Genomic DNA, 13,201 nt, shown 5'->3' with positions numbered 1-13,201 from the left:
GGCCACAGCCGCCGCATTGTCACGCGTGACGCCGCCATCGACTTCGAGCCGGATCGGCCGCTCGCCGATCATGGCTCTGATCCGCTTGATCTTCTCGATCTGCGATCCGATGAAGGATTGGCCACCAAAGCCCGGATTGACCGTCATCACCAGCACGAGATCGATGCGGTCGAGCACATATTCGATCGCCGCCTCCGGCGTCGACGGACAAAGGCTGACGCCCGCTTTCGTGCCGAGCGAACGGATCGCCTGAAGCGTGCGATCCAGATGCGGCCCGGCTTCGGCGTGCACCGTGATGAGGTCCGCTCCGGCTTTCGCGAACGCCTCGAGATAGGAATCGGTCGGCGCAATCATCAAATGCACGTCGAAGACCTTCGTCGTCAACGGCCGGATCGCCTTGATGACGTCAGCACCGAAACTGATGTTCGGCACGAAATGGCCGTCCATGACATCGCAATGGATCCAGTCGGCGCCGGCCGTGTCGATCGCCGTGATCTCTTCGCCGAGGCGCGCGAAATCCGCGGCCAGGATCGATGGGGCGATGAGAATGTCGTCAGTCATGGCTTGGCACTCCGCGCGTCGGCGCCGCCACTGAAGACACGGCTCGCAAGGACGTCCGGGGGATCGATGGTTTCGAGGTCGGCGACATCGAGCATGCGATCGAGATCGGACACAAGGCGATCGGCCTGCCGCAGACGGATGCGGTCGACCGCGTTGCGGATCGAGCGGGCGTTGGAGAAGAACGGCTGCGTCCGGCGCAAGGCGATATACTTCTCGAAGGCCTCGCGTGCCGCCGCCGAGAAACGATAGCCGCGCTCCTTCAGCATCAGCTCGGCGATAACGAGCAGCTCGGCTTCCGCATAGTCGGGAAATTCGATGTGGTGGGCGATGCGCGAACGGAATCCGGGATTGGAAGCGAAGAAGCTCGTCATCCGCTCGCCATAGCCGGCGAGGATCACGACGAGATCTTCGCGCTGGTTCTCCATCACCTGGAGCAGGATCTCGATCGATTCCTGGCCATAGTCGCGCTCGTTGTCGGGACGATGCAGGTAATAGGCCTCGTCGATGAACAGCACGCCGCCCATCGCCTTCTTCAGGATTTCCTTGGTCTTCGGCGCGGTGTGGCCGATATACTGGCCGACGAGATCGTCGCGCGTCACCGAGATCACCTGCCCGCGCCGCACGAAGCCGAGGCCGTGCAGGATCTTGGCCATGCGCAGCGCCACGGTGGTCTTGCCGGTGCCGGGATTGCCCGTGAACGACATGTGCAGGGTCGGCGGCGCGGCGGCGAGGCCCGCGCGCTGGCGGATGCGTTCGATCAGCAGTAGCGAGGCGATCTGGCGCACGCGGTTCTTGACCGGCTTCAATCCGACCAGCTCCTGGTCGAGCTGCTGCAGCGTGTCGGTGATCCCAGCGGCTTCGGCCTCCTTGCGGAGATCGAAGCGGGTCTCGCTCGGCTCGGTCGTGGTTGCGTGGGGTACATCCAGCATAACTACCCTCGAAGAAAGGAGCTTCGCCGCGGGGGAAGCGGCGAAGCAGTGGTCCGCCAAGGATGCGGAGCAGGGAGAGCTCCGCGCGGAGGAGAAAGGCTCAGATCGAGGCTTGCGCGACCGGCTTGCGCACGGTGGTGTAGCGGATTGCACGGCCACCCACCTCCTGCCGCACCAGTTCGAACTCAGCCTCCTGCTTCGGCCGATTGACGAGGAAGGAGATCCGCACCGACTCCCAGCCATGACTGGAATCGAAGCCACTGATGCGGATGTAGCGGTCGCCATACACCCTGCGGCACTCCGCGAGCTCCATCATCACGCCGGCGGCATCCCGGAGATCGAACATCGGCAGGCTCCACATCTCCCAATAGGTGTTGCGGGGATGCGGATCGTCGGTGAATTCGATGTTCACCGCCCAACCCTTGGCAAGGCAATACTGCACCTGCCTGTTGATCTGGTCGTCGGTCAGGTCGGGCAGGAACGAGAAGCAGCCCTGAGTCAGTTTCATCTCAAATCTCCTCAGACGGTTTCCAGCGCCGTCGGCACGAAGTCCGGCGTGTCGGTGGATTGATAGTTGAAGGTGACGTCCTTCCAGACCTCGAGCGCGGCCTTCAGCGGCGTGCAGGTCTCGGCCGCCTTGGCGAGGATCTCCGGCCCTTCGTGGACGTAGTCGCGGCCCTCGTTGCGGGCGAGGATCATCGCTTCCAGCGCCACGCGATTGGCGGTCGCGCCGGCCGCAATGCCCATGGGATGGCCGATGGTGCCGCCGCCGAACTGCAGCACGACGTCCTCCCCGAGCAGGTCGAGCAGCTGGTGCATCTGGCCGGCATGGATGCCGCCGGAGGCGACCGGCATCATCTTGTTGAGGCTCGCCCAGGACTGATCGAAGAACAGGCCGTGCTCGAGCTTGGTCGGGTTGAAGTCCTCGCGGCAGACGTCGTAATAGCCGCGCGTGGTGTTGGGATCGCCTTCGAGCTTGCCGACCACCGTGCCGGCATGGATGTGGTCGACGCCGGCAAGGCGCATCCATTTGGCAATGACACGGAACGAAACGCCATGGCTCTTCTGCCGCGTATAGGTCGAGTGACCGGCGCGATGCAGATGCAGGATCATGTCGTTGCGCCGCGCCCATTTGGCCATGGACTGGATCGCGGTGTAGCCGATCACGAGGTCGATCATGACGATGCACGATCCGAGCTCCTTGGCGAACTCCGCACGCTCGTACATATCCTCCATCGTGCCCGCGGTGATGTTCAGGTAGGTGCCCTTCGCCTCGCCCGAGGCCGCCTGCGCCCTGTTCACCGCCTCCATGCAGTAGAGGAAGCGGTCGCGCCAGTGCATGAAGGGCTGCGAGTTGATGTTCTCGTCGTCCTTGGTGAAGTCGAGCCCGCCCTTCAGCGCCTCGTAGACCACGCGGCCATAGTTGCGGCCGGAGAGTCCGAGCTTGGGCTTGACCGTCGCCCCGAGCAGCGGCCGGCCGAACTTGTCGAGGCGTTCGCGCTCGACCACGATGCCGGTTGCAGGCCCCTGGAACGTCTTCACATAGGCGACCGGGAAGCGCATGTCTTCCAGGCGGAGCGCCTTGAGCGGCTTGAAGCCGAACACGTTGCCGATGATCGAGGCCGAGAGGTTTGCGATCGAGCCCGGCTCGAACAGATCGAGGTCATAGGCGATATAGGCGAAATACGAGCCGGGCGAGCCCGGGACCGGATCGACCCGATAGCATTTCGCGCGGTATTTCTCCGCCGCGGTCAACCGATCGGTCCACACCACGGTCCAGGTCGCGGTCGAGGATTCACCGGCCACCGCAGCCGAGGCCTCGATGGGGTCGACGCCCTCCTGCGGCGTGACGCGGAACAGCGCGATGACGTCGGTGTCCTTTGGCGTGTAGTCGGGCTCCCAATAGCCCATGCGCTTGTATTCCATCACGCCGGAGCGATAGCGCTCTTTGCCGCGGACTGTGCCTGCATGTGCGTTCATGTCTCTCTCCTGCTCTTTTCTCTGCTCTTTCTGATTGATCAGGCCGCAACGGGCTCGCGGGCGTCGATGCGCGGATCGAGCTCACCGGCGCGATAGCGCCGCGCCATCTCGCTCAAGGGAACGACCTTGATCCTGCTGGCGTGACCTGCGGTGCCGAACTGCTCGAAGCGCTCGCGGCAGAGCTCGCGCATCGCGTCCATCGCCGGTTTAAGGAATTTGCGCGGGTCGAACTCGTTGCGGCTCTGCGCGGCGACCTTGCGGAACACAGCGGTCATCGCCAGCCGGCAATCGGTATCGATATTGACCTTGCGCACGCCGCTCCTGATGCCGCGGACGATCTCCTCGACCGGCACGCCCCAGGTCTGCGGCATCTCGCCACCGAACTGGTTGAACATGTCCTGCAGCGGCTGCGGCACCGAGGAGGAGCCGTGCATCACCAGATGCGTGTTCGGCAGCCGGCGATGGATCTCCTCGACCACGCGCATCGCCAGAATGTCACGATCGGGCTTGCGGCTGAACTTGTAGGCGCCGTGCGATGTGCCCATCGCGATCGCCAGGGCATCGACCTTCGTCGCCCGGACGAAATCGACGGCCTGGTCCGGATCGGTCAGCAACTGGTCGTGACTGACCTTGCCCTCGACGCCGTGACCATCCTCCTGCTCGCCGCCGCCGTGCTCGAGCGAGCCGAGCACGCCGAGTTCGCCTTCGACCGAGGCGCCAACCCAATGGGCGAGATCGACGACGCGCCGGGTGATCGCGACGTTGTAGTCATAGTCGGCCGCGGTCTTGGCGTCGGCCTTGAGCGAGCCGTCCATCATGACCGAGGTGAAACCGTGGGCGATGGCCGAGGCGCAGGTCGCCTCGTCGTTGCCGTGGTCCTGGTGCATGCAGAGCGGGATGTCGGGATAGGTCCGCTCCAGCGCGTCGATCATGTGCGAGAGCATGAGATCGCCGGCATAGCTGCGCGCCCCGCGTGAGGCCTGGACGATGACGGGCGCATCGACCTCGGCGGCCGCCTGCATGATCGCAATGCCCTGCTCCATGTTGTTGATGTTGAACGCCGGCACGGCATAACCATGGCTGGCGGCATGATCGAGCAGCTGGCGAAGTGTGATACGGGCCACGGGACGTCCTCCTTATTGGCTCTTGCGGGCAATCGCCCGGCGGGCGGCTTGCGCAATGCTTTGCGGCGTGATGCCGAACTCGCGGTACAGCACCGGCGCAGGCGCCGAGGCGCCGAAGCCGCGCATGCCGACGAACTCGCCGTCGGCGCCGATCCAGCGCGGCCAGTCGCCCAGCACCGCCGCCTCGATCCCCACGCGCGGTGCTGTGCCGAGCACAGAGGCGCGGTAATCCTCCGGCTGCTCCTCGAACAGCGCAAAGCAGGGTGCGGAGACGACGGCCGCACGGACGTGCTCGGTGGCGAGCAGGCGGGCAGCGTCCAGCGCGATCGAGACTTCCGAGCCGGTCGCCATCAATGTCACGTCGCGGCCCCCGTCCGGGGAGACAACGAGGTAGGCGCCGCGCGCGACGCGATTCTTGCCGCGCGCATCGCTGCGGAAGGTCGGCAAAGCCTGCCGCGACAGGCACAGCACGGATGGACGATGCTCCGCCGCCAGCGCGCAGTCCCAGGCCTCCAGCGTCTCCACGGCATCAGCCGGCCGGAACACGAGCAGGTCGGGAATCACGCGCAACGCCGCGAGATGCTCCACCGGCTGGTGCGTCGGGCCATCCTCGCCGAGTCCGATCGAGTCGTGCGTCATCACATGGATCACGCGCAGCCGCATCAGGGCTGCAAGTCGGATCGCCGGCCGGCTGTAGTCGGAGAACGCGAGGAACGTGCCGCCGTACGGGATGAAGCCGCCATGCAGCGCGAGGCCGTTCATCGCAGCTGCCATTCCGTGCTCGCGAATGCCGTAATGGATGTAGTCGCCGCCGAACGCACCGCTCTTGACCGGAGCCTGCGCCTTGGCATGTGTCAGGTTCGAATGCGTCAAGTCCGCCGAGCCACCGACCAGGCCGGGAATTGTCCCGGCGATGGCATCGAGCACCTGTTGCGAGGCTTGCCGCGTCGCGAGCTTTGGACGCTCGCCGGCGAAGCGTTCGCGCAATTTCGCTGCAGCCAGCGCATAGGCGGCGGGCAGAGCCACGGCCTTGCCTTCTACGAACAGATCGCGCTGCTCCGGCGTCGCAGCTTCGTAGCGGTCGAGCCAGGCGAGGCGATCGACCTGCCCGCGCTGCCCGATCATCCGCCAGGCCTTCTGGATCGGAATCGGCACCACGAAGGGTTGATAGTCCCACCCAAGCGTCCGCCGCGCCGCTGCGGTCTGCTCGGTGCCGAGCGGCGCACCATGCGCCTTCTCGGTGCCCTGTCTATCAGGTGCGCCATAGCCGATGATGGTGCGGCACGCGATCAGCGACGGTTTTGTCGTTTCGCGCTCTTCGGCAATCGCCTGCGCGACAGCTTCGGGATCGTGGCCGTCGACGCGGCGTACCGACCAGCCGGAGGCGGCGAAACGCGCAAGCTGGTCGTCGGAGGTGGCCAGCGAGGTCGGGCCATCGATGGAGATGCCGTTGTCGTCGAACAGCACGATCAGCCGACCGAGCTGGAGATGGCCGGCGAGCGAGATCGCCTCCTGGCTGATGCCTTCCATCAGGCAGCCATCGCCGGCGATGACATAGGTGAAGTGGTCGACGAGGCCGTCGCCGTGCCGCGCGTTGGCCATGCGCTCGGCGAGCGCCATGCCGACCGCGGTCGCAATCCCCTGCCCCAGTGGACCGGTCGTGGTCTCGACGCCGGGCGTGTGGCCATATTCGGGATGCCCCGGCGTCTTCGAGCCCCACTGCCTGAAGGCCTTGATGTCGTCGAGACTGACATCGCCGCCGGTCAGGTGCAGCAGCGCGTAGAGCAGCATCGAGCCGTGGCCCGCCGACAGCACGAAGCGGTCGCGGTCGGGCCAATTGAGGTGGGCCGAGTCGAACTTCAGGAAGCGCGAGAACAGCACGGTCGCGACGTCGGCCATGCCCATGGGCAGCCCGGGATGGCCCGATTGCGAGGTCTCGATGGCATCCACCGCGAGGAAACGGACGGCGTTGGCGAGATCGTTGTGCGTGATCGCCGTGAGGTCGGCTTCGGCGTGGACGGAGATGTTCATTGGATTCTCTCCCTGTTCACTTCAGGCTGCGCTTGCGCTCGATGAGCTGCATGATCAGCGGCGTCAGGATCAGCTGCATCGCGAGATCGAGCTTGGCCCCGGGACACACGATCGAGTTCGCGCGGGACATCCAGCTTTGCGGCAGCATCGAGAGCAGATAGGGGAAATCGATGCCGCGCGGATTCTTGAAGCGGATCACGACCATCGATTCGTCCGGCGTCGGGATCCAGCGCGCGATGAAGGGATTGGAGGTGTCCACCGTCGGCACGCGCTGGAAGTTGATGTCGGTCTCGGTGAATTGCGGGCAGATGTAGTGAATGTAGTCCGGCATCCGCCGCAGGATGGTGTCGGTGACGGCTTCGGTCGAATAGCCGCGCGCGCTGCGGTCGCGGTGCAGCTTCTGGATCCATTCGAGATTGATGACGGGCACGACACCGATCTTGAGGTCGGCATAGCGCGCGACATTCACCTTGTCCGTGACCACGGCGCCGTGCAGGCCCTCGTAGAACAGCAGGTCGGAGTTCTCCGGCAGCTGCTTCCAGTCGGTGAAGGTGCCGGGCGCCGCGCCATGCAGCGCGGATTCCTCGGCGTCGTGGACATAGTGCCGCGTCACCGCCGTGCCGGTCTCGCCGTAATCGCGGAACGCGCGCTCCAACTCCTCGAACAGATTGGTCTCGGGGCTGAAATGGCTGAAATGCTTGTTGCCGCGCTCGGCTTCCTTGGCCATTTGCGCACGCATCTCGGCGCGGTCGTAGCGATGGAACGCGTCGCCCTCGATATAGGCGGCGTTGACCTTCTCGCGGAAGAATATCTGCTCGAAGGTCTTCTTGACCGAGGTGGTGCCGGCGCCGGAGGAGCCGGTGATGGAGATGATCGGATGCTTCCTGGACATGGGACGCCTCGCTCAGAGCCGGAAGAAGCCGCGCCGCGCGAACAGCGGCGCGGAGACACTGGCGACCAGCAGCGGATCGCAATGAAGTTCCTCGACGCGCCGCACCTCGTTGCTCGAACCCATGATCAGCGGCACGCGCTGATGCAGGCTCTGCGCCGACAGTTCGAGAATGCGCTCGCGTCCGGTCGTGGCCGAGCCGCCGGCCTGTTCGACGATCATCGCCATCGGATGCGCCTCGTAAGTCAGGCGCAGGCGGCCGTCGCCATAGCCGGGGCGCGCGTCCGAGGGATAGAGGAACACGCCGCCGCGGGTGAGGATGCGGTAGGCCTCCGCGACCAGCGAGCCGATCCAGCGCATGTTGAAATCGTGGTTGGCCGGCCCTTCGACACCGGCGAGGCATTCGTCGATGAAGGCGCGCACCGGTGGATCCCAGTGCCGGCGGTTCGACGCGTTGATCGCGAACTCCTCGCAGGCCTCGGAGATCTGCACGCTGCTGCGCGCGAGGCGGAAGCAGCCGGATTTGCGGTCGAGCGTGAAGATGTCGACGCCGTCGCCGAGCGTCAGCACCAGCGAAGTCTGCGGACCATAGGTGACGAAGCCCGCCGCGAGCTGCGCCGAGCCGCGCTGATGGAAGGCCAGCGAGAGATCATCAGGCGCCGGCAGGATCGAGAAGATCGTACCGACGGTCATGTTGATGTCGATGTTGGAGGAGCCGTCGAGCGGATCGATCGCGACGCAGATGCGCCCCTGACGGTCGACGATCTGGGCCTCGCGCATCTCCTCGGACGCCAGCGCCGCGATCGGCAGCCGGCCGAGGCAGCGACGCAGGATCGCGTCGGCCTGGACGTCGAGATTCCGTTGGACATCGCCGTCGCTGTTGCGGCCCGTCGTCAGGCCCGAGGCGTCGGCAAGATCGCCGGAGGCGATGAGATCGGCGATCTCGATCGCCCCCGCCGCGATGGCATCGACGGCGCCCGCCACCGCCAGCGCGAGCGGCGCGGTCTCTGAATACCGTTGAAGGTGGTCGTCCAGCCTCAGTTGCCCGGTCATCTGCGTCCATCCCCTTTGCCGGCGCCGCATCCGGTGTCCCTCCGCGCTGGAGGTTGGTGCGGTCAATCCCGGCATGTGGAGATTGACAGGGGCGACTTAATAAGGAAAATTTCTATTCATAATGAGCATCAAAGAATTTTCTTATAATGGCCCCGGCCATGCGGCGGCCCAGCTCCGGCATCTGACGATCCGGCAGTTGCGGTCGCTCGCGGCGCTGTCGGCGAAGGGCAGCGTGACGGCGGCGTCCGGCCATCTCGGGCTGACGCAGCCGGCCGTGACCCAGCAGCTCCGGCAGCTTCAGGACCTCGCCGGCCTGCCGCTGGTGCAGCGAACCGGCGACGGCATGCTGCTGACGGAAGCGGGCAAGGAGGTGCTGGCGCTGGCCGAGCGGGTCGAGGCCGCCATCACGGATTGCCAGGGCGCGCTCGATCTGCTCGCGGGGCGAACCGGCGGCAAGGTGCAGCTCGGCGCGGTCTCGACCGCGAAGTATTTCGTGCCGCATGCGATCGCGGCGTTCTCCAAGCGCCATCCCAAGATCGAGATCAAGCTGACCATCGGCAACCGCGAGGAGATCCGCGAGGCCATGCACGGCTACGACCTCGACTTCGCGGTGATGGGTCGGCCACCGGCCGACGTCACCGTCGACGTCCGCCAGCTCGGGCGCAATCCGCACATCATCGTCGCGCGCAAGGGCCACTGGCTGGAGAAGGATTCCGGCCTCAACCTGACCGACCTCGTGCACGAGACCTTCCTCACCCGCGAGCCCGGCTCGGGCACGCGGACGCTGATGGAGGGCATGTTCCAGAAGTCGGATCTCGAGCCCATCATCGGCATGGAGATGAGCAGCAACGAGACCATCAAGCAGGCGGTCATCGCCGGACTCGGCATCGCCTTCATCTCGGCCCATACCGTGGCCCATGAGCTCGCCGAGGGCCGGCTCGTCGTGCTCGACGTCGCGGGCCTGCCGATCGTCCGGCAATGGTACGTGATCCGCCGCAGCGACAAGGTGCTGCTGCCGCCGGCGCAGGCGATGTTCGATTTCCTGGGCTCGGAAGGATCGAATTATCTGCCCGATGTGCCCGAACTCGGCGGGCGATAGCCGGCCGGCGCTCAGCTCATCAGCTTCATGGCGACGGTCGCCGCCAGCACCACGATGATCTGGAGCAGACGCTCCGTCGTGAAGATGCGGTTGAAGGTGGTCATCGCTTGCCACGGCCGACGTGAAGGAGAGGCCCGTTGCTAGCACGGAAGGACGCGGAGACAACCCCGTAATTGCCCCGCGGGCGATCACACCTTCGGCGAGCCGGTTCAAGGCCGCGCCGGTCGTTGTCGATCAGGCCGCGAGCGGGGCGGTGCAGTCCGCGCGCGTCGCGAAATAGGCTTCCAGCTCCGACAGCGCCCGCGCTTCCCAATCCCTCGCCTGCTCCAGCAGCGACCAGCTCTGGCCCGGGCGGAATGCAGCGGTCTGGCGATAGAGCGATGCGATGCCGCGATAGCGGCGCACGTTCTCCAGGATGGCGTGACCGCTTGTTTGGCCGTTCATGTCCGAAAACTCCCTCGTCATTCCCGCGGGAGAAACTGCGGCCAAATCTTTTTCGAAAAGTTAGCGGCGCGCGGCAAGCTCCCGGATGGTTGCCGGACTGTTGCGCTCGCGCAACGCGCACGATCGTGCACGGCGAATCTATTGCGAATCCGTTGCCGCGCCCCCGCCCGAGCCGTTCGGCCCGCCCCGGCTGACGATCCTCATCGTCTCGCGGCAGAGATCGGCAAGGCCGATCAGCAGCATGGCGAGCAGGAAGAACAGGTTGATGGAATCCGCATAGTCGCTGGTGAGCGGGCTGAACCGGAAGAACGGCGGGATGAAGCCCCACCACACCACCGGAATGGTGAGCAGCGCGGCGAATCCCGCCGCCGGCGCCCCCGTGACGATTCCGAGCACGAACAGGCTGGGCAGGAACGCCGCAAAATAGACTTTTGCGCCGAGCGCGACGCAGATGCCCTGAAGCACGGCCGACATTGCGACGACGACTAGCCCGAGCAGAAACGCCTGCCACGACCATGGCCGTACCCTCGGTACGCCAAACAGCCCCGCACGCCTCATCAGCCTCCCCCTGCCGCCCGTTAACCAGGTGCGCTTGCAACCAAAGTACTACAGCGGCTCCGGGGCCGCGAGACGGAAATTGCATCCTCGCGGGGTTGGTAAACGGGCCGCAACGCACAATTCCGGCCATCCCGGCGGCTATTCGGTCGCCGCATAGAGCAGGCCCGCGACGGGCAGAGCGAGGCCAATGGCCGACGCGAGTGCCCAGCCGCCTTGCGCGAAGGCGAAGGCTCCGACCGCGGAGCCGGCCGCGCCGGCTGCGAAGAATGTCGCCATGTAGAGGCCGTTGAGGCGGCTGCGGTGCTCGTGCCCGAGCGCGAAGATGGCGCGGAAGCCGAGCACGACGTTGCCCTGGACACCGATATCGATGGCGATCGCGGCCACCACCAGGCAGGCGAGATTCAGCATCGAGCCGGGCGCGCCGACATAGGTCGCGAGGAAGCCGGCGGCCGCGAGCAGCATCGCGACGAGCGTCGCGATCCGGCTATGGCCGCGGTCGGCGAGCCGTCCGGCGATGGGAGCTGCGAACACGCCGGCGACGCCGGCCAGCGCGAACAGCGCGATGCCGCGCTGGGAGAAGCCGAATTCGGCTGCGAGCTGGAGCGGCGCCACCGTCCAGAACAGGGTGAAGGCGCCGAACAGGCTCGCCTGGTAGAGCGCGCGGCGCCGCAGCAGCGGCGTGGCCCGCACCAGATCCGGCATCGACAGCAACAATTCGCCGTAGTGCATCCCCGTCACCGGCTTCCGCTTCGGCAGCGTCATCCAGAGCACGGATGCGAGCACGATCATGAGCGCGGCCGAGCAGAAGAACACCGCGTGCCACGACAGGGCTGCGGTGACGAAGCTCGACACCGGACGCGCCAGCATGATGCCGAGCATCAGGCCGGTCGAGACGTTGCCGACGACGCGGCCGCGGATGGCTGCGGGCGCCAGATGCGCCGCATAGGGAATGATGATCTGCACGGCGACCGAGCCGAGGCCGATGAACAGCGCGGCGATCAGGAACGGCAGCGCATGGGTGGCGAAGGCGGCGGCGAGCAGCGCCGCGGCGCCGAGCGTGATCACCGAGCAGATCAGGGCGCGGTTCTCGACGAGATCGCCGAGCGGCACGATGAGCAGCAGCCCGGTGCCGTATCCGATCTGTGTCATGGTGACGATCAGCCCCGCCGCCGCATGCGACAGGCCGAGCGCGGCGCTGATCGGGGCGATCAGCGGCTGGGCATAGTAGATGTTGGCGGCGACCATGCCACAGGCCGCGGCGAGCACGAAAGTCAGGCGCTGCGACACCGCATCCGGTTCGGGTGCGGTCTCGATCGTGGCATTCATCGTCATTCGCATGGACTCCAGATAGGTTTAGGGAATGACCATTCCCTATTATGACAAAAATTTCAGGCGAGCAGCTTCATCGCGACACCGACGAGATGCTCCCCGTCGAGCGGCAGCCGCGCCTTGCCAACGACGCGCATCCCCTGCGTGATGCAGATCATCAGCCGCGCGGTGTCGTCGGCGCGGACATGGCGGGGGATCGAGCCGTCGGCCTGCCCCTCGTGAATGAGGCCGGCGATGAACTTTTCGTTGGTCGCGAGCTGCGCGCCAACGCGGGCGGCGACCACCGGATCATGCGCGGACAATTCGACGGCGCTGCCGACCACGAGGCAGCCCCGCCGTCCCTCGACGCCCTGGGAGTGCTCGACATAGGACAGCAACACGTTGCGGATCTGCTCGCGCCCGCTTGTGCCGCGCCTGGCCGCGCTGCGGGTCTGCTCCTGGCGCAGCGCCGTGTAGCGCTCGAAGGCGGCGAGAAACACCGCATGCTTGTCGCGAAACGCCTTGTACACGCTTCCGGTGGCGAGCCGCATCGCCGCGGTGAGGTCGCCGATCGAGGTGGCATGATAGCCCCGCTCGCGAAACACGCGCACGGCGCGGTCGAGCGCGGTGTCCATGTCGAACTCCCGGGGGCGGCCGGGCGAACGGGCAGACTGGGATCGGCGGGCGGCTTTTTGCATTGCGGGATAATAGGAAATGATCGTTTCCGAATAAAGACACGTGGTTGTGAGCAGCTCAAGGAGAGGATTCGACGGCTCTGAATACGCCGCTCTCGCTCGTGTCCCGGACAAGCTGCAACGCGGCAGCGTTGCGGCGCAGAGCCGGGACCCAGGGCCACACGGTACGACAACAACGATATGGGCCCCGGCTCAGCAGCGCACCGTCGAAGAGACGCTGCGCTGCGTCCGGGGCACGAGAGTGGAGTATGGCGCACGCTCTCTCCTCCTCGTCATTGCGAGCGCAATGACGGAGGGTGTGGCATGGGCTTTCAACCACCACCGTCATTCCCCGCGCAGGCGGGGAATTCAGTACGCCGTGGCCTCTCGATTGAAACACAGCCGTCTCGGAGTACTGGATCGCCCGCCTTCGCGGGCGATGACAGCGCGTGTATGACCGCGGACATGCCTTCCCGTTCTCGCGGCGCGTCTCGCCCGAGCTTTGCCTGGTCTCTCCACCCTCGAAGCCAAGAGGGCGCAGGGAAGGCCGG

At 65.9% G+C, this 13,201-nt stretch carries 13 protein-coding genes; 1 reads left to right on the top strand and 12 read right to left on the bottom strand.

The features are described from left to right. From rpe to IC50_RS35855, 8 genes are all read right to left on the bottom strand, one after another. Positions 1–561: ribulose-phosphate 3-epimerase (gene rpe, locus IC50_RS35890; RefSeq protein ID WP_035716185.1), on the bottom strand; the 561-nt coding region annotated here is incomplete at its 3' end. After that, positions 558–1,490: a CbbX protein gene (cbbX, locus tag IC50_RS35885; RefSeq protein ID WP_035716183.1), complete on the bottom strand. Its 933-nt coding sequence runs from the start codon at positions 1,488–1,490 to the stop codon at positions 558–560. The genes rpe and cbbX, both read right to left, overlap by 4 nt. A gap of 100 nt (positions 1,491–1,590) precedes the next feature. Continuing rightward, complete coding sequence (locus tag IC50_RS35880; RefSeq protein ID WP_035716181.1) at positions 1,591–1,998, bottom strand: ribulose bisphosphate carboxylase small subunit; 408 nt, start codon at positions 1,996–1,998, stop codon at positions 1,591–1,593. 11 nt (positions 1,999–2,009) lie between these two features. Further along, positions 2,010–3,470 carry a form I ribulose bisphosphate carboxylase large subunit gene (locus IC50_RS35875; RefSeq protein ID WP_035716180.1) on the bottom strand — a complete coding sequence of 487 codons (1,461 nt, stop codon included), beginning with the start codon at positions 3,468–3,470 and terminating at the stop codon, positions 2,010–2,012. Between the two features lie 38 nt (positions 3,471–3,508). After that, positions 3,509–4,594: a class II fructose-bisphosphate aldolase gene (gene fba, locus IC50_RS35870; protein ID WP_035716177.1), complete on the bottom strand. Its 1,086-nt coding sequence runs from the start codon at positions 4,592–4,594 to the stop codon at positions 3,509–3,511. Between the two features lie 12 nt (positions 4,595–4,606). Continuing rightward, entirely contained in the window at positions 4,607–6,625 is a 2,019-nt protein-coding gene (gene tkt, locus IC50_RS35865) for a transketolase (RefSeq protein ID WP_035716175.1), read from the bottom strand. Between the two features lie 16 nt (positions 6,626–6,641). Next, positions 6,642–7,517 (bottom strand): phosphoribulokinase, encoded by an 876-nt coding sequence (locus IC50_RS35860; protein ID WP_035716173.1) that lies wholly within the window; start codon positions 7,515–7,517, stop codon positions 6,642–6,644. 12 nt (positions 7,518–7,529) lie between these two features. After that, positions 7,530–8,567: a class 1 fructose-bisphosphatase gene (locus IC50_RS35855; RefSeq protein WP_035716171.1), complete on the bottom strand. Its 1,038-nt coding sequence runs from the start codon at positions 8,565–8,567 to the stop codon at positions 7,530–7,532. Positions 8,568–8,688: 121 nt separating this feature from the next. On the opposite strand from IC50_RS35855, the gene IC50_RS35850 reads away from it, so the two are divergent. After that, positions 8,689–9,666 carry a LysR family transcriptional regulator gene (locus IC50_RS35850; RefSeq protein ID WP_035716169.1) on the top strand — a complete coding sequence of 326 codons (978 nt, stop codon included), beginning with the start codon at positions 8,689–8,691 and terminating at the stop codon, positions 9,664–9,666. A 234-nt stretch (positions 9,667–9,900) separates the two neighbouring features. Here IC50_RS35850 and IC50_RS35845 read toward each other — a convergent pair whose 3' ends face one another. The 4 genes from IC50_RS35845 to IC50_RS35830 form a co-directional block, all read right to left on the bottom strand. After that, positions 9,901–10,110 (bottom strand): hypothetical protein, encoded by a 210-nt coding sequence (locus IC50_RS35845; RefSeq protein ID WP_035716188.1) that lies wholly within the window; start codon positions 10,108–10,110, stop codon positions 9,901–9,903. Positions 10,111–10,248: 138 nt separating this feature from the next. Further along, entirely contained in the window at positions 10,249–10,668 is a 420-nt protein-coding gene (locus tag IC50_RS35840; protein ID WP_035716167.1) for a hypothetical protein, read from the bottom strand. 138 nt (positions 10,669–10,806) lie between these two features. Next, positions 10,807–12,000, bottom strand: a complete 1,194-nt coding sequence (locus IC50_RS35835; protein ID WP_035716164.1) for an MFS transporter — start codon at positions 11,998–12,000, stop codon at positions 10,807–10,809. Between the two features lie 56 nt (positions 12,001–12,056). Further along, a complete protein-coding gene (locus tag IC50_RS35830; RefSeq protein ID WP_035716163.1) occupies positions 12,057–12,674 on the bottom strand; it encodes a TetR/AcrR family transcriptional regulator in 618 nt (205 codons plus the stop codon). Between the last annotated feature and the right edge of the window lie 527 nt (positions 12,675–13,201).

This window comes from Bradyrhizobium genomosp. I (2014) (assembly GCF_000261685.1).
Lineage (GTDB): Bacteria > Pseudomonadota > Alphaproteobacteria > Rhizobiales > Xanthobacteraceae > Bradyrhizobium.
This window is presented reverse-complemented; position numbering and strand designations above follow the sequence as displayed.